15 protein-coding genes are annotated in these 17475 nt (G+C 65.4%); 6 read left to right on the forward strand and 9 right to left on the reverse strand.

All coding sequences use genetic code 11. The features are described 5' to 3' along the window. Positions 1–23: 23 nt before the first annotated feature. Positions 24–2324: an MMPL family transporter gene (locus AB0876_RS28100; protein WP_526043499.1), complete on the forward strand. Its 2301-nt coding sequence runs from the start codon at positions 24–26 to the stop codon at positions 2322–2324. A gap of 89 nt (positions 2325–2413) precedes the next feature. Here AB0876_RS28100 and AB0876_RS28105 read toward each other — a convergent pair whose 3' ends face one another. From AB0876_RS28105 to AB0876_RS28145, 9 genes are all read right to left on the reverse strand, one after another. Next, a complete protein-coding gene (locus tag AB0876_RS28105) occupies positions 2414–3589 on the reverse strand; it encodes an acyl-CoA dehydrogenase family protein (RefSeq protein ID WP_526043500.1) in 1176 nt (391 codons plus the stop codon). 2 nt (positions 3590–3591) lie between these two features. Then, on the reverse strand, positions 3592–4635 hold the full coding sequence (locus AB0876_RS28110; RefSeq protein ID WP_499046932.1) for an acyl-CoA dehydrogenase family protein: 1044 nt from the start codon (positions 4633–4635) through the stop codon (positions 3592–3594). Further along, positions 4635–5483 carry an amidohydrolase family protein gene (locus tag AB0876_RS28115; protein ID WP_526043501.1) on the reverse strand — a complete coding sequence of 283 codons (849 nt, stop codon included), beginning with the start codon at positions 5481–5483 and terminating at the stop codon, positions 4635–4637. The genes AB0876_RS28110 and AB0876_RS28115 overlap by 1 nt, the downstream gene beginning before the upstream one ends. Further along, a complete protein-coding gene (locus AB0876_RS28120) occupies positions 5480–7102 on the reverse strand; it encodes an acyl-CoA synthetase (RefSeq protein WP_491838467.1) in 1623 nt (540 codons plus the stop codon). Before AB0876_RS28120 ends, AB0876_RS28115 begins: the two co-directional genes overlap by 4 nt. A gap of 8 nt (positions 7103–7110) precedes the next feature. Then, positions 7111–8358, reverse strand: coding sequence for an amidohydrolase family protein (locus tag AB0876_RS28125; RefSeq protein WP_491838466.1), 1248 nt, complete (start codon positions 8356–8358; stop codon positions 7111–7113). Positions 8359–8362: 4 nt separating this feature from the next. Further along, complete coding sequence (locus AB0876_RS28130) at positions 8363–9184, reverse strand: enoyl-CoA hydratase (protein ID WP_526043502.1); 822 nt, start codon at positions 9182–9184, stop codon at positions 8363–8365. Between the two features lie 112 nt (positions 9185–9296). Next, a complete protein-coding gene (locus tag AB0876_RS28135; protein WP_491838464.1) occupies positions 9297–10304 on the reverse strand; it encodes a dihydrodipicolinate synthase family protein in 1008 nt (335 codons plus the stop codon). 8 nt (positions 10305–10312) lie between these two features. Beyond that, positions 10313–11107, reverse strand: a complete 795-nt coding sequence (locus AB0876_RS28140; RefSeq protein WP_491838463.1) for an SDR family NAD(P)-dependent oxidoreductase — start codon at positions 11105–11107, stop codon at positions 10313–10315. Positions 11108–11150: 43 nt separating this feature from the next. Further along, the gene (locus AB0876_RS28145) at positions 11151–11912 is read right to left on the reverse strand and encodes a crotonase/enoyl-CoA hydratase family protein (RefSeq protein ID WP_003881296.1); all 762 of its coding nucleotides are present in this window, start codon (positions 11910–11912) and stop codon (positions 11151–11153) included. A 262-nt stretch (positions 11913–12174) separates the two neighbouring features. Between AB0876_RS28145 and AB0876_RS28150 the strand changes: the two genes are divergently transcribed. The 5 genes from AB0876_RS28150 to AB0876_RS28170 all read left to right on the forward strand — a co-directional run bounded on the left by AB0876_RS28150 (position 12175) and on the right by AB0876_RS28170 (position 17472). After that, positions 12175–12915 (forward strand): TetR/AcrR family transcriptional regulator, encoded by a 741-nt coding sequence (locus tag AB0876_RS28150; protein ID WP_491838462.1) that lies wholly within the window; start codon positions 12175–12177, stop codon positions 12913–12915. A 203-nt stretch (positions 12916–13118) separates the two neighbouring features. Then, positions 13119–14111, forward strand: coding sequence for an alpha/beta hydrolase (locus AB0876_RS28155; protein ID WP_526043503.1), 993 nt, complete (start codon positions 13119–13121; stop codon positions 14109–14111). Then, positions 14111–14968 carry an SDR family NAD(P)-dependent oxidoreductase gene (locus AB0876_RS28160; protein ID WP_526043504.1) on the forward strand — a complete coding sequence of 286 codons (858 nt, stop codon included), beginning with the start codon at positions 14111–14113 and terminating at the stop codon, positions 14966–14968. Before AB0876_RS28155 ends, AB0876_RS28160 begins: the two co-directional genes overlap by 1 nt. Before the next feature lie 37 nt (positions 14969–15005). Beyond that, entirely contained in the window at positions 15006–15926 is a 921-nt protein-coding gene (locus AB0876_RS28165) for a ferritin-like domain-containing protein (RefSeq protein WP_491838459.1), read from the forward strand. A 13-nt stretch (positions 15927–15939) separates the two neighbouring features. Further along, a complete protein-coding gene (locus AB0876_RS28170) occupies positions 15940–17472 on the forward strand; it encodes a flavin-containing monooxygenase (RefSeq protein WP_526043505.1) in 1533 nt (510 codons plus the stop codon). Positions 17473–17475 lie beyond the last annotated feature (3 nt).

Genomic DNA, 17475 nt, shown 5'->3' on the forward strand with positions numbered 1-17475 from the left:
ATTGAGAGCCTACTCTCACTTATATGTCCACCTTTCTGTACCGGCTGGGACGCTTTGCGTTCGGTCGTCCATGGCTCGTGATCGGCGGCTGGCTTGCCCTGATCGCCGTGGTGGCGGGACTGCTCGTGACCAATCCACCGAAGATCTCGAACGAGATGCGCATCAACGGCACACCTGCGCAGGAGGTCATCGACGACCTGGCGCAGCGCATGCCCGAATCCTCGGGCGGTCAAGGGCTCATCGCCTTTGCCGTCCCGACGGGCCAGCGCATCGACGACAGCGACAACAGCGCCGCGGTGCTGCGCGCTGTCGATTCCATTTCGCGGTCCGAGCACGTGCTCGACCCCCGCGCACTGGCCCAGGCCGAGTTGGCCAAGGGGCCGGCCAGCCCGACACTGACCGCGACGGCGGCCATCGCACGGTCCGAGGTGCCGGCGGTTTCCGGACCTGACGCCCCGCACCCGATGATGCTCAACGGCCAACCCGTGCCTGGCGTGCTGGTATCCGCTGACGGCGTCGCGGCCCTGTACCAGTTCCAATTCGACAAGCAGACCGCGGAACTGCCGTCGGGCACCGTCGAACACACGGTGACCGCTGCGCGCGACGCGGTCTCGGGCACAGGGATCGACGTGCTGCCCTCGGCAAGCATGGTCGAAATGCCCGAAATCGTCGGTGCCGGTGAGGTCATCGGCCTGGCCGTCGCCGCCCTCGTCCTGGTTGTCACCCTCGGCTCACTGGTGGCCGCAGGCCTGCCACTGGCCACCGCGCTGAGCTCGGTCGCCGTGGGTGTCGGCGGAACCTTCCTGTTCTCACACCTGGTCAACATGCAGTCGATGACGGCCGTGCTGGCATTGATGCTCGGACTTGCCGTCGGCATCGACTACGCGATGTTCATCGTCAACCGACAGCGACGGCTGATCATCGATCAAGGCCTCAGTGCCGGTGAGGCAGCCGGCCGGGCGCTCGGAACTGCCGGTAGCGCAGTCATTTTCGCGGGAACGACGGTGGTGATCGCGCTGGTGGCGCTGACCGTGGTCGGCATCTCGCTGCTCACCCCGATGGCGTTGGCCGCCGCGGCCACTGTGGTCGTGGCTGTGATCGCAGCGCTCACGCTGCTGCCCGCCCTGCTCGGCCTGGTCGGCGAGCGTATCTGCTCGGACAAGACCAGGCGCACGCAGTCCGGCGAGAAGGGCACCAATCACCGTTTCGCGACCGCCTGGGTCGGTGCGGTCCTGCGGCACCGGGTGCCCATCGCCGTCGGTGGTGTGGTGATCGCCGCGCTGCTCGCACTGCCGGCCCTGAACATGACGATGGGTCTGCCCGCCGGTTCCAGCTACAACCAGGGCACCCCTCAGCGCGAGAGCTACGACCTGGTCTCCACCCACTACGGCGAGGGCTACAACGGGCCGCTGGTCGTAGTGGCCGAACCCGCGGCGGGCAATGGCAAGCTCACCATCGCCGACCTCGTGGACACCAACAACGACCTGCGCCGACTCAGCGGCGTCGAATCGGTCAGCCTGCAAAAGGTCAGCGACAATGAGGAATTCGCGCTGTTCTCAGTGGTGCCCGGCACCGGGCCCACCGATGATGCAACTGCCCAACTGGTCCGCGACATCCGCGCGCACGCCGGCCCGCTGACCGAACTGCACAACGTCGACCTGGGCGTCACCGGTATCACCGCGATGGGTGTCGACACCACCGATCGCCTCGCCGAAGCCGTACCGCTCTACATCGGCGTGGTCGTCGGCCTGTCACTGCTGGTGCTGCTGGTCGTGTTCCGCTCGATCGCGATACCCGTCAAGGCCACCGTCGGATTCCTGCTCAGCGTGCTGGCCACGTTCGGGGCCACCACCGCATTGTTCCAATGGGGTTGGTTCCAGCAGCTGTTCGGCTTGAGCGCGACGGGGCCGATCCTGAGCCTGCTCCCGATCATCGTCATCGGTGTGCTCTACGGGCTTGCGATGGACTACCAGGTGTTCCTGGTGTCGTCGATGAAGGAGGCCCATGTGCACGGGCACCGCGGCGACGACGCAGTGACACACGGCTTCACGCAGGCCAGTCGGGTCGTGGTGGCCGCCGCGGTGATCATGATGGCGGTGTTCGCCGGGTTCGTGTTCAACGGCGACCCCATGATCAAGCAGATCGGTTTCGCGCTGGCGTTCGGCGTGCTGATCGACGCCTTCGTGGTGCGGATGGCCATCGTGCCTGCGGTGATGTCGATGTTGGGCGAGAAGGCCTGGTGGCTCCCCAAGCGGCTGGAGCGCTTCCTGCCCAACCTGGACATCGAGGGTGACCAGCTGAACCGCCAGCTCGCTCAAGTCTGACCCTCCATTCCGCCGAAACGGCATTCCAGCAGACGTCCTCTCGCACTTTTCCTGCTGGAATGCCGTTTCGGCGCTGAAGGTGGGGCCTCCTAGGAAGCCTTCGTCTTGGGCGCCGAATAGTTCGGCTTGCCCAGGCCGAGCACGTGCTGGGCGATCATGTTGCGGAACACCTCGAGCGTGCCGCCGTAGATGCCGACCAGGGGCGCGAACCGGTACACGTACTCACTGCGGTCATCGGCTCCCCCGTCGGCCCCGATCGGCAGTGCGGCCACTGAACCGGCGATGTCCATCAGATCCGGGGCGATGTCCCGCATGGTCTGCGCCAGCGCCACCCGGCCGAAGATGCTTGGTGAGGACAGCGACGCCTCCAGACGAGCCACGCTGCGCCCCAAGCGGTAAGCCACCGATCCGTCATCGACGGCACCGGATCGCCCGACCAGAGCGGCGACGTTGTCTGCCGCCTCGGCCATGAACCCCGCCTGGTGCATCATGATCGCGACATCGGCCAGGCCGTCGTCGGCGGCCGCGACCGCCCCGTGCTCGGCGTCGAGCGGCTCTCGCACCACCGTCCAGCCGCCGTTGACGTCACCGAGCCGGTACTTGTCGTCGACCCGCACATCGGAGTAGTACACGATGTTCGTGCGGTCACCGTCGACCGTGCGGATGCCCTGGATCTCGATACCGTCGGAGTCCAGCGGCACCAGGAACATGGTGAGGCTCTTGTGTTTCGGCGCGTCCGGATCGGTGTTGGTGATCAGGAAGACGTACTTGCAGTTGTGCGCGCCCGTGGTGAACATCTTCGATCCGTTGATCACCCATTGGTCGCCGTCGCGCACCGCGCGCGTCTTGCAGGTGGCGACGTCGGAGCCGCCTTCGGGTTCGGTGTAGCCCAGGCACAACCGCACGCTGCCGTCGAACACTCCGCGCAGCACGTCGTCGCGGACCTCCGGCGAGGCGAACTTCGCGACGGAGCGGGCCACCATCGACGTGGTCCCCCACGTCACCCATGGCACCTCCGCTCGGCGCTTCTCCAACTCCCAGATGCGCCGGCGCACCCGGGAGAAGCCGCCGTCTGCTTCGGTCTTCCACTCCTTCTCCAGATAGCCGGCCGCACCAAGGGCCAGGTGCACACCTTCGTCGAAGTTGTCGCCGGTCTCGCGGTCCCGACGGATGACGTCCTCGGTCACGATGCTCGAAAGGAACTCGCGCACCTCGGTGCGGAATGCCTCGTCCGCAGCGGACAGTTCGACTGTTGAGAAATCCATATCTAAACCTTGCTTTCACGAGCCGAGACGATCTGAGCGATGTGCACCGCGGTGGCACCCGGGTCACCGCCTGCCAGCGCCCAACCGCGCGCCCGCACCAGGTACGCGGTAGCCGCCGCCTCCGCCGACACCCCGAGTCCGCCCTGTACATGCACCGCCATGGTGGCAGCCTTGGCGGCCTCCTCGGCCATGAAGACGAATGCAGAAGGAGCCAACTCCGGCCGCTCGTCCGGCTCGTTGTCGAGGAACCACGCCGCCCGACGCGCTAGGCCGCGCCCGCTCTGAACCGTGATCGCGATGTTGGCCAACGGATGCGAAATGCCTTGCAGCGTCCCGATCGGTACCCCGAGGGTGTACCGGGACTTGGCGAATTCGGCGGCGATCGTCATGGTCTCCTCGACCAGACCCACCAGCGCCGCCGCGGTCAGAAGACGCCATTCATCCAGCGCCCGTTGATATTCCGCCAGGGCATCGGCACCACTGGCCAGCACGACCCGGGTGTCTGCGGCGGCTGGATCCACCCACGCCATCGGCAGCTTGCCGATGTTGTCGACCCGCGCCGGCCGCGTGGAGAATTCCAGCTTCACCACATCCTGTCCGTCGCGGACGACGATGTGATCGGCGATCGATCCGATCGGGATGAGCCGGGCGCCGCTCGGCGCCACCTGCTGCGGATCGAGCCCGACGATCTGGGTGCCCTGCACGATCTCTTCGGACTCGCATGCTCCCAGCCGGGCCAGCAACCGCGCCGCGACAACATGGTCGATCCACGGCACGGGCGCCAGCGAGCGGCCGAGTTCCTCTGCCACCAAAGTCAGGTCCACCAGGGTCGCCCCGTCACCGCCGACGGATTCCGGGAGTGCCATCGTGGTGGCGCCCATGGCGCACAACCGTTCCCACAGACTCTTGTCGAAACCCGAAGGCTCGGCGGCACGCACGGCCTCGATGTCGGAGTGCGTCTTGAAGAACTGGCGGTACGCGGTCTGCAGGTCGACGTGGTCCTCGGTCAGGCTGTAATCCAGCCTGCGCAGTTCGTAGCGGTCCATCAGCTCTCCTGTTGTTTCTCGCCGAAGAAGAACTCCGCGGCATTGTTGTAGAGGTAGTTGTCCAGCACATCGGCAGGCAGGTCGAGCGCCCGCGCCTCGGGCACGACGCGCTGCATGCGCAACACCGGGAAATCCGAGGCGAAGATGATCTTGTTCTTGCCACGGGTCCGCATGAAGTGCAGCAGTGACTCCGGCAACCGCTTGGGTGCCCAGGCCGACGTCATCAACCGCAGGTTCTGGTACTTGATCAGCATCCGGATCGCGATGTCCCACCACGGATCTGCGCCGTGGATCATGCACAGCTTCAACTCCGGGAACCGAACACACACGCGGTCCAGGTGGATGGGGTTCTGCACCTCGCCCGGAATCGGCGGGCCGGGAATGCCGGTGTTGACGCACAGCGGCAGTCCCATCTCGGCACATTTGGTGTAGAGCGGATAGTAGACCGCATCGCTCGGCGGATACTGCCCGTCTCCCCAGAAGCTGGGTCCGACAACGGTATAGGCGACCGGAAGGTCGGCTGCGACGGCTGCGAGTTCACGCAGCGACGGGATGGGGCGCAACAGGTTGACCCCGCCCATCGCCAGCGCGAAGCGGTCCGGATGCGCCTCGACGAACTTCCGCGCCGTCACCGACGGTTTGGCCAGCGAATCCATCAGGATCGCCTTCTGCACACCGTGGGTGTCCATCTCGTCGAGCAGCTCCGACAGGTCGATGGGGTCGTACATCGACTGCGGGCCCTTGAAATAATCGTCGCGCACCTTCTTCATGAAGGTGGGCTGGTTCTCCGTCTCGCCGAAATGCACGTTGGCCAGACAGTCGATCACCCGATTCTCCGTGTGTGTCATGCCTTGATCTCCGCCTGTTCCGAGGCCAGGCCCTTGGCCCAGCGATAGTCGGCCTTGCCGTTGCCGAGTCTGCGAATCTCCTCGACGAACAGCACGTCCTTGGGAAGTTTGAACCGGGCCAGCCGGGTGGCGCAGTGTTCCCGGAGAGCATCGGCGTCGACCGCGTCCCGCACAGCCACCAGCGCCACGATCTCCTCGCCCCACCGCTCACTGGGCCGGCCCACCGCCAGCGCATCGACGACCAGAGAGTGGGCTCGCAGCACTTCCTCGATCTCTTCGACGAACACCTTCTCCCCACCGGTGTTGACCACCAAGGAATCCCGGCCCAGCAACCGCAGGGTGCCGTCGGCATCGAGTGAGGCGCGGTCACCGGAGACCACCACCCGTTCACCGGCCACCTCGGGGAAGGTCTTACCCGTCGCCGCTTCGTCGTTGAAGTAGCCGAGTGGGATTCGGCCGTTGCGCGCCACCCAGCCCACCTCGGTGTCGCCGGGATCCAGGAACCGGGAGTAGTCGTCGGCCAGGACCAGACCTCCGGCCCGCAGCTGGAAGGTTTCGGCGGTCGGGGTTTCGCGCTGGGTGTGGCCGAAGCCCATGTTGCCGGTCTCCGAAGAACCGAATCCGTTGATGATGGTGATCTGCGGGATGTGTTCCAGCAGTGCGCGTTGATGTTTCGGGTTGGTTGCCGCCCCACCAGTGCCGATCGCGAACATCGACGACAGGTCATAGGATCGCCGGCCCAGCTCCTCGACGATCGGCGCGGCGTAGGCGTCGCCCACCATCGTCATCAGCCCGATCTTCTCCCGCTGCGCGGTTTCGAGCACGGTGCGCGGGTCGAAGCGTGGCTTGGTGTCGTGCAGCACCACAGTCTGGCCGGACAGCAGGCCGGAGAACGCGGTCCACATCCCGGCGGCATGCATCAACGGCGACACCGCGAACCACGGTGGGCCGGCATTGACCACCTTGTCGTGGATCTCGCTCACCTGTTCATGGTCGGCACCGTTCATCGACGACACGTAGATGTCGCCCTGGCGCCACATCACCCCTTTGGGACGGCCGGTCGTACCGCCCGTACAGACCATGAGCAGATCATCCGGGGAGCCCGGCGGCGCGGCGTGGGTATCACCCTGAGCCAGAGCGTCTTCCAACGTGACCGACCCCGGTAGCTCGGCACCATCGCCGTCGTCGACCGAGATCAGGAGTTCGGCCTGCAGCGCTTCATTCCCCAGTGCAGAAGCGAACTTCGCCCCCAGCGAGCGGTGGTAGATCACCGCCCGTGGCTTCAGGTACGCCAGCAGGTCGGCCACCTCGCCCGGCGAGTAGTAGTAGTTGACGTTCACCGGGACCGTGCGCGCCTTGAGGCAGCCGATCACCATCTCGGGATACAGGTCGTTGTGCATGATGAGTGCGACGACGTCCTGGCCGCATTCCCAGCGGTTCAGGTCCCCACGTTCGCGGTGCGCGCCCAATCCGCGCGAGGCCAGAAAGTTGGCCAGCCGGCTGGTCCGGTCAGCTCCCTGTGCGAAGGTGGTGCGGCGAGTGCCGCACACCGTCATCTCCCGGTCGGGTACCGCCTCGGCAATCGCGTCGACGACGGCGCCGATCGTCCATTCGCCCATGGCGGCGGCTAGACCGACACCAGGCCTGCGACGCCGGGCGCAGTCCGGGTCGGGTCGCCGAGGAGTTCGAGGGCGTTGTCGCGCATGACCTTCCGCGTGTCTTCCAGACTGAATTCCGGGAACTGCGGGATGTCCGCGGTGAAGGTGGTCGGATCGGCCAGCCCCTCGCCGTGCGGCCAGTCCGAGCCGAACAGGATCTTGTCGACGCCGATGGTTGCGGCGAGCAGCTTAACGTCGTCCTCGTAGTACGGCGCGATCCAGACGTTGTTGCGCAACTGCTCGACCGGATCCTCCTTGAAGTGGTACGGCGCATTGTTGGCGGCCTTCTTCAGACGCTTGATCAGCCGGTAGACGAAGTAGGAGCCGTTCTCGATGCTGCACACCTTGAGCTTGGGATGCCGGGTGAAGACCTGGTGCACGATCATCGAGGCCATGGTGTCGTGGATGGCGCGGTCGTCCATGATCACCATGTCGAGCGGATCACGCTTGCCGAATCCCTTGAACACCCCGCTGCCGCCCCACAGCGCCGGGACCGCCATGTATCCGGAGTCCGACAGGTGGAATACGACGGCGACACCGGCCTCGGCCAACCGGGCCCACACCGGATCGTGCAACGGGTCGCCGAGGGAGCGCGGCCTGACCGCACCGGGTACCGGGGCCGGGCGCACACACACCAGCTTGGCACCCCGGCTGATCACGAATTCGACTTCCTCGACCGCCTTTTCGGGATCGGCGAGCGAGATGATGGGAGCCGACACGAAACGGCCGTCAGGCCGGTCGAATCCCCAGTCCTCGTCCAGCCACAGGTTGAAGGCGTGCACCGAGGCCATGGTGGCCTCGATGTCGTGCTTGAGCCCCTCCTCCACGCCACAGGCGAAAGTCGGCAGCATGAACACGGTTTCGAGGCGCTGCCGGTCCAGCACCTTCACCCGGGCATCGCGATTCTGATACTCGGGGTGCTCGGAGAGCCGGTCGACCTTCATCAGGGAGGCGGGGTCGACGCCCTCGGGGATCTCTCCCCGGAACAGCAGATCCAGGCAGCCCGGTTCGATGATCGGGTCGAAGGTCGGGTTGGGGATGAAGTGGTTGACGGTTCCGCCCATCACGGCCAGGGTCCGCTTGCCGTCCTGCACCATCTGCACTCCACGGCTCCGGAACTCCTTGGGCAAGTGCCGGGTGAACGCATCGGTCGGTTCGTAGTAATGGTTGTCGACATCGACGGCCAGGTAGGGCAGACGCTCTGGGGTGTCGGTCATGTCATCAACCTTCTTTCAGCGGCGGGAAGTTCGGGGGTCGTTTCTCGAAGAACGCGGTGATGCCCTCGATGAGATCGGGCCGCACCATGGATTCGTGCATCAGGGTCTCGGCGCGGGCACTGACATCGCGCACGTCGTCGTGGGCGTCGCCGTAGAGCTGACGTTTGATGACAGCCATCGAGGCCGGTGAACAATTGCGAGCCAGATCTTCGGCGTACTCCAGCGCCCGGCTCAGCAGATCTTCCGGCGCCACAACCTCTTTCACCAAACCGAGCGCGACGGCTTCCTCGGCGAAGAAGGTCCGTCCGCTCAGCAGCAGGTCCGCCGACGCGCCCCAGCCGGCCAGTCTTGGCAGGATCCAGGTGATTCCGTACTCGCCGATCAGCCCGCGACGGGGAAAGGCGGTGGCGAATTTCGCTCCGGCGGCGGCGAACCGGACATCGCACATCAACGCGTGCGTGAGCCCGATGCCGACGCACGCCCCGTTGATCGCGGCGATGACAGGCTTGCGCAGTTCGGTCAGGAAATGAGGGTGACGTTCGCCGACGATCTTGCTGACATCGGTGTCTTCGTTGATGCTGGCGCCCAGATCCTGCATGGCGCCCATGTAGGCACCCGCGCAGAACCCGCGGCCGCTCCCGGTCAGCACGATCACCCGGACCGCCGGATCAGCTTCGGCGCGATCGAAACTCGCGTAGACGCCGGCCGAGATGTCCGCGCCCCAGGAGTTCAGCCGATCGGGGCGGTTGAGGGTGATGACGGCGACGCCGCCATCGGTCACCTCGTAGAGAACAGCCTCGGTTCCGACACTGTCAGCGACCGTCATCCGCCGATACCTCCCCGATGCCACACCAGCCGTTCAGACATACATACTGTATACCTATCGGTAGTGCATTCCGCAAGCCCGGCGTTGGTGCCGCGACCTGCACAAAGGCGGTTCAGGAATCGATCAAGCCGAGCTTGCGATAAGCGGTCTCGATCTGGGTCTTCGCCGCATCCGGCAACAATGCCTGGGGCGGACGGGAGTGCGGGTACTCGCCGACAGGCAATCCCAGCACCGACGCCGCGTGTTTGAACGCGCCGGCCCAGTGGGTGAAATAGTCGGCTCGACCCGGATAACAGGTGAACCAGGAACCCATGTCCAGGCCGAACTGGTCCAACCCGGACTCCCGGCCGAAGTCCATCGCCTCGATGAGCCGGTCGGCGTACACCAGATCCCAGTACTCGGTGAAGATGCGGCGTTGCGGGGTCTCGTAGAGGTATCCGGCAGTGCCCAACTGGGCCGGGCAGACGATGCCCTCACGCAGCCAGCCGGCCCGGTACACCGTGGTGTCGCACTCCCAGACCGCCAGGTACGGCGCCAGCTCGTGTAACCGACGGCTCGCCGCCGGCCGGAAGGCGCCCTCCTTGGTGGCGCACACCGCTGGGATTGCCTCGGCAATCCGGGCGCTCTCGTCCGGTGCCAGGACATAGCCCGATGACGGGGAATTGAACATGCCCAGAGCGATATCCGTGCGTTCGGCGATATAGGAGAAAAAGCGAAGGACGCCCTCCCCCGCGTGCGCCTCCATCATGGGGGTCTGGATGTAGACGATGTCGGCGCCCGCATGTTGGGCGTGCAGCGTGAGCTCCAGGCAGTCCTTGGCCGACGTGGCCGCAGTGCAGGCCTGCACGACCACGTCCGGGTTGGCGCGGCGCCCCTCCTCGATCGCCACCTCGAGCAGTTGCTTGCGCTCGGCGAGGGTCAGCGCCCAGAACTCGGCCAAACCACTGGTACACCAGAGCATCTGATGACCGAGATCGCCGACGCAGTAGCGCACCAGGTACCGGTAGGCGTCCCAGTCGATATCGTCGCCATCGGTTCCACAGAACGGGGTGTAGAGCGAGTCACCGATCCCGCGCAAGGCTGAGCGAGCCCAGTCCCGCGCGTCGGCTGCTGTTGCCATATCGCCCCCTAGATAAAGTCCGATCCGCCGTCCACGTTGACGTTGGCGCCGGTCATGTACGAGTTGCGTTTGGACGCCAAAAAGGCTGCGACGGGACCGATTTCACCGGGAAGACCGGCGCGCGGCAGGTGGGCCGGATGTCCGAAATGCTCGTCGATGGCAGCCATCAACGCATACGGATCGTTGCCGTCGACACCTACCGTGTCGGCCCAGCCTCGCAGCGCTTCCGAGGAGATGCTGCCCGGCGAGACCACGTTGACCATGATCTCGTCCTTGGCCAGCAACAGCGACAGATTCTTGGACACGCTGTTCAGCGCCGCCTTTGCCGCCGTGTAAGCCGGCAGCCGAGTGCTCTGCCGCTGGACCGAATGCGCGGAGAAATTGACGACGCGAGCCCATTCCGCATTGCGCAGCAACGGCAATGCTGCCCGTACGCAGCGCACCATGCCCATCAGGCCGGTGTCGAATGCGTCCTGCCACTGGTCGTCGGTCAGCTCTTCGAAGTTGCCCGCGGCGCCGGGGCCGACCGTGTTGATCAAGACGTTGAGCTCACCCCAACGCGCGCCGACCTCGGCGAACGCCTGCTCGACCTGGGCGCTGTCCGACGTGTCGGCGACGATCGCCACCGCCTCCGGCGATCCCAGCCGACCCAGCTCCGTTGCGGCAGCGTCGAGTACGTCCCGGGACCGCCCGACGATCGCTATGCGCGCGCCGTCCTCCGCCAGACACTGGGCGGTGGCAAAACCCATCCCGCGGCCACCACCCACGACAACGGTGGCCGCACCTGCGAACCCGAGATCCATGGCCTGAATAACCCCCCGGTCGCTTCGCTCCTGCCCGCCGGACTTAGGAACCCGTCCAATTGGGCGCCCGCTTCTCGGCGAAGGCGATCGCCCCCTCCTTGGCGTCATTGGAGGAGAACACCGGTCCGAGCAGTTCGCCCTGCTTCTTCCACATCTCGTCGGCCGACCACTCCGAGGATGACGCGATGATCTCCTTGGTCACGGCCACGGCGAGGGGGCCGTTGGCGGTGATCCGATCGGCGAGCTCGAGCGCACCGTCGAGCGCCTCACCGGGCTCGGTCAGCTTGTTGACGAAACCCCACGCGGCGGCTTCCTCTGCGGTGAAGCTGTCGCCGGTGAGCGCGAGTTCCATCGCCTTCTGGTACGGAATGCGCTGATGCAGTCGCAGCAGGCCACCGCCACCGGCGACGAGACCACGCTTGACCTCAGGGATGCCGAACTTGGCGACCTTGGAGGCGACCACGAGGTCGGTCGCCAGGACCAACTCGGTACCACCGGCGAGCGCGAACCCCTCGACCGCGGCGATCAGTGGCTTGCGCGGCGGACGCTCGGTGAAGCCGGCGCCGCGGCCGGGAACGTAGGGCAGCTCCCCCGATGCGAACGCCTTGAGGTCCATGCCGGCGCAGAAGTTTCCGCCGGCGCCGGTCAGGACGGCCACTGACAGTTCCGGGGTGTCGTCGAGTTCGTCCATGGCATCGGCGAGGCCCTGGACCACCGCGAGATTGAACGCATTGCGCGCTTCCGGACGATTGATCGTGATGATGAGCGTGCGACCCCGACGCTCCCGCAGAACTACTTCCGACACCAACTGCCCCTTCGCTTGCGGCCCAATTACCCGGAAAAGCCTACTATAGGGGTTACAGTAAAAACCCGGAACCCCGTCCACCACCCCCGAGCGACGCCTCGGCGCCCACTGTGGACGGCAGCAACAGAGAGGCTACCGGTAAGCTCGACAGCGACAAGACCCCGCGACACGCGCACATTGGCGCAGTTCAGGTGGTCGCCGGCGGTAAATTCACCTGCGATTGACCCGCGGCACAGGGACGGCTTGAGCAGAATCGATTTCGATGGAGGTGCCCGCAGTGGCAAAGCAACCGACGGCTGAGAAACGTCAACGGCGCGAACGCGGGTCCATCAATCCCGAAGACATCATCAAGGGCGCATTCGAACTCGCCGAGCAGGTATCGATCGACAACCTCAGCATGCCACTACTGGGCAAACATCTCGGCGTCGGCGTCACGAGCATCTACTGGTACTTCCGTAAGAAGGACGACCTGCTCAACGCGATGACCGACCGCGCACTCCGCGAGTTCGTGGTCGCCACCCCTTACGTCGAAGCCAAGGACTGGCGCGAGTCGTTGGCCAACCACGCCCGGACCATGCGAAAAGCCTTCATGGGCAATCCCATTCTGTGTGATCTCATTCTCATTCGCTCCGCCCTGAGCGCGCGTGCCGCACGCCTTGGCGTGCAGGAGATGGAGACCGCGATCTCCGGCCTGGTGGAGGCCGGGTTGCCGGTCGAGGACGCCTTCGACACCTATTCGGCCGTCTCGGTACACGTGCGCGGATCGGTTGTGCTGCACCGTCTCTACGAGAAGAACCGGGCCAACGACAACGCCCCGGGCGACTACGAAGAGACGATGGTCATCGACCCGGAAGTCACGCCGCTGCTCGCACAGGTCACCAACGAGGGACACCGCATCGGCGCGGCCGACGAGAAGAACTTCGAGTACGGCCTGGAGTGCATCCTCGACCACGCGGCCGCGCGCATCGCACAACCGACCGCGACCAAGACCAAGCGCAAATAGGCGCAGCCTTCACCTGAGTCGAAGCCGCCCCCTGGCGCTTCGGTCGCTTCAGCGAAAACCCACCAACCCGGATTTCCGTTCGCGGCCGGGTGATTTCGCGTACCCACCACTCCCCGGCAAGCCGGCACCCAGCGCACCCGGCCGTCACGTCATCGCCGATTGTTACATTGACAAATGTAACAGTCTGTGGTGACGTAAACCGCGTGACCGCAGTTGCCTCGCCCGACCTGCCGGCTGTGCCCAGCGGCCGTTCTCTGCGTGCCGTCGTCGCGGCCGCCACCACCCGCTGGACGTTGGGCTGCCTCACCGGCGTCATCCCGATGAACCGACCGGGAGTGTGGTTTTCCCGCGGACTCATCGCCACCATCATGGGGACGTTGGGATCGATGCCCGACGGCACCAGGGTCATCCCGGTCCGCCGACCCGGAGTCCGCGGCGAATGGGTGATCGGTCCGGGGGTGAAGTTCGGCACGCGCGCCGGGTATTACATCCACGGCAGCGCCTACGTGATCTGTTCGGCGCACACCCACCGCAAGCTGGTGGCACAGCTGTCCCAAGCCACCGGCATGCCGTTCTTTTCCGTCGACTACCGCCTGGCTCCCGAACACCGATTCCCGGCCGCCGCCGACGACGTCGAAGCGGGCTATCGGTGGTTACTCGCGCAGGGATATTCGGCATCGGACGTCGTGATCGGCGCGGACTCCGCAGGTGGGCACCTGACCTGCGACCTGCTGCTCCAGCACGCCGACGAACCCGGCTTCCAGCCCGCCGGAGTCGTGCTGTTCTCCCCGCTGATCGACCTCACCATGGAACTCGCGCTGCAGCAGGAACAGGTGCGCCGCGACCCGGCCATGTCGGCGACGGCGGCGCGGCAGTTGGTCGGGCTGTACACGGCGGCACAGAACCCGGGCCAGCCGCGGCTGCGCCTCGACTTCGAGAAGGCGGATCGCCTGCCACCCATGCTGATCCAGGTCGGCGAGTTCGAAATGCTCAGCGCGGACGCGCGCTACCTCGATACCGAAGTCACCCGGGCCGGAGGGGTGAGCACCCTCGAAGTCTGGCCCGCCATGGTGCACGTTTTCCAAGCACTGCCCCGGCTTGCGCCCGAGGCAGCGACGGCACTGCGGCGGGCGGCGGGGTTCATCTCCGCCGTGCTCGCGGACGACCGACCCGATACCCAGATGGAGGTGTGCTGATGTTCGGAATCGACATGCTGCTCAATGCTTTTCGTGGCACCCGGCGTTGCACTGACGCGAAGGCGGTCGTGACCGGCGCCGGTAGCGGCATCGGGCGGTCGTTCGCCATTGAGCTCGCCCGGCGGGGTGGCGAGGTCATCTGCGCCGATATCGATTCCGACCGGGCCGACGAGACGGTGGCACTGATCGACGAACTCCCCACCGGCAAGGGCCACGCCGTGGTCTGCGACGTATCCGATCGCAGCGCAGTCGAGCAGTTGGCCAAGCAAGCCGCCAGTGTTTTCGGTGGCCCACCGACCCTGGTGATCAACAACGCCGGCGTCGGCGTCGGCGGCAAGCCCGTCGGCGCCATCGGATTCGAGGATTGGGACTGGGCACTCGGGATCAATCTGTGGGGTGTCGTGTACGGGTGCGAGGTCTTCACGCCGATCCTGCGCGAGGCCGGCCGCGGCGGGATCATCAACGTGGCCTCGGCAGCGGGATTCGCTGCCGCACCGTCGATGGCGCCGTACAACGTCTCCAAAGCGGGCGTGATGTCGCTGTCAGAGACGCTGGCCGCCGAGCTCGCCGGCGCAGGTGTCGCGGTGACAGTGCTGTGCCCGACTTTCGTGAAGACCAACGTCTTTCAGGACGGCCGCATCACCCCAGGCTCGATGAACCTCAGCCAGCAACTGGCCCGGTGGACCGGGCTGTCTCCGGACAACGTCGCAGCCCGCACCCTGGACGCGCACGACAGCGGCCGCCTGTACGTGGTGCCCCAGATCGACGCCACCGTCATCTGGCACCTGAAGCGGCACTTTCCCGGTCTGTATGTCCGGGGCGCCGGACTACTCGGCCGAGTTCTCCCCAAAGACTGAACCCTTCCCGACACCTGCTCTACCGAAAGGAAGCACCATGGCGATGGATCTCGACAACATGCTGCAGATGATCAAAGACCGGCAATGGGCCCTGATCGACATCGACTGGGACGCACCGGGAGCCGAGCTGATCGAACCCGAACTGCACGCCAAGCTCAAGCCGTTCATGACCGACCTGATGTGGATCGAGAACGTCGGCGCTCGCGGTTTTGCCGCGCTGGCAAAGAAGGCACCGAATCCGACGCTCAAGAGCATCTACGAGCATTTCCACGCCGAGGAACAGAAGCACGCCAACGCCGAACTCGCCTTGATGCGTAGGTGGGGCATGCTCGAGGACGACGAGATCCCGCCGCCGAACGTCAACGTCCAGTTGGTCATCAACTGGCTCGACAAGCATTCCGACGGAATGGGTCTGACGTTCCTCGGCACCGTCATCCCCATGCTCGAGGTCGCGCTGGACGGGGCGCTGATCAAGTTCATCACCGATGAGGTCAAAGATCCGGTGGCGCAGGAGGTGTTCAAGCGGATCAACTCCGACGAGTCCCGGCACCTGGCCGTCGACTTCGAGGTGATGGACATCCTCGGGCATGCCGACATGCGCAAGCTGCTGATAGAGCTGGTGGGCGGCTGGATCAAGCCCACGTTCCTGGTCGGAGTGCTCAGCTACTTCCCGCTGCTGAACAAGATGCGCGACAACATCGTCGAGATGGGTGTCAATGAGGACCGGCTGTACCAGGCGATGCGCAGGTTCCAAAGCGTGGGCGAGCGAAGCGAATTCGCCCGCCGATTGCCGATGTACCGGCTCATCTCGTGGCAGAGCCGCAAGGTGATCGACCGGACCTCCAAGTACCACTGGCTGGCCGATTCACTGGTCAAGATCACCGGAGTGATTCCGATGTCGTTGGTCGAGAACACCCCGACCTGGTCACAGGAACTGACCTACGAACCCGTCGCCTGAAGGAAGCCCTCACATGACCATCTCTGTTGCCATCATCGGTGCCGGATTCGCCGGCATCGGCGCGGCCATCCGGCTCAAGGCCAAGGGCGTCGAGGATTTCGCGATATTCGAGCGCGATTCCCGAGTCGGCGGAACCTGGCGTGACAATACCTATCCCGGTGCGGCGTGCGACATCCCGTCCCGGCTGTATTCGTACAGTTTCGCTGCCAACCCGGACTGGTCACACACGTACTCCGGCAGTTCCGAAATCCTGGAGTACATCGACGGCATGGTCGAGTCGTCCGGCCTCGCCCCGACGATCCGGTTCGGGCACACCGTCGTCGGTATTTCCTACGACGCGGAGGCCGGCGAGTGGACCGTCGACCTCGAAGGCCGGGAACCGGTGCGGGCCCGGAGTGTGATCGTCGCAGCCGGTCCGCTGGCCAACGCCAGCTTCCCGAACATCCCCGGGATCGACACGTACGAAGGCCACAAGATCCACAGCGCCCGGTGGGATCACGATTACGACTTCACCGACAAACGGGTCGCGGTCGTCGGGACCGGTGCCAGCGGAGTGCAGATCGTGCCCGAGCTGGTGAAGACGGCGAAGGCGGTCAAGGTTTTTCAGCGGACCCCCGGGTGGGTGCTGCCGCGGATCAACACTCCCACCAGTGGCTGGCTCAAGCGCCTATACCGCAACCTCCCGGTGACCCAGAGCCTGATGAGAAGCGTCTGGTACTGGGGACACGAGTCGGTTGCCCTCGGCGTGGTCTGGGACACCCCGTTCACCCGGCTCGTCGAGGCGGTCAGCAGCGCCAATCTCCGTCTGCAGGTGAAGGATCCGTGGTTGCGGCGCCAGCTGACGCCGGATTTCTCCGCCGGATGCAAGCGGCTCCTGATGACCAGCGAATACTACCCCGCCTTGCAGGCCGACAACTGCAAGCTGGTGACCTGGCCCATCGCTCGGCTGTCCCCCAACGGGATTCGCACCGTCGAGGGTATCGAGCACCAATTCGACTGCATCGTGTTCGCCACCGGGTTCGATGTCTGCAAGACCGGCACCCCGTTCCCGATCACCGGCATCGAAGGCCGTGAGCTGGCCGCCGAATGGAGTCGCGGCGCCTACGCGTACCGCAGCGTCGCGGTGTCGGGTTATCCCAACCTGTACTTCACCTTTGGCCCGAACTCCGGCCCCGGACACAGTTCGGCACTGGTGTATATGGAGGCTCAGATCAACTACATCGTCGAGGCGATCTCGACGCTCCTGCGGCACGAATGGAAATCGCTGGATGTCCGCCCGGAGGCCCAGAACCGGTACAACGACGACATCCAACGGCGTCTGGGCTCCACCACCTGGAACTCCGGTTGCCAGAGCTGGTATCTGACCGAGGACGGTTTCAACGCGACCATGTATCCGGGGTTCGCCACCCAGTACGTCAATCAGCTGAAGAATCTCAACCTGCACGATTACAAGATCACCGCGGCGGGCCGCGACGACGAGACCGCGGGTCGCGACAACATGACCGCCCTGGCGCAGGTCAGCGGCAGTCCCCTGGCTACCGGATAGGAT

The organism is Mycobacterium sp. NPDC049093 (assembly GCF_040704635.1).
Taxonomy (GTDB): Bacteria; Actinomycetota; Actinomycetes; order Mycobacteriales; family Mycobacteriaceae; genus Mycobacterium.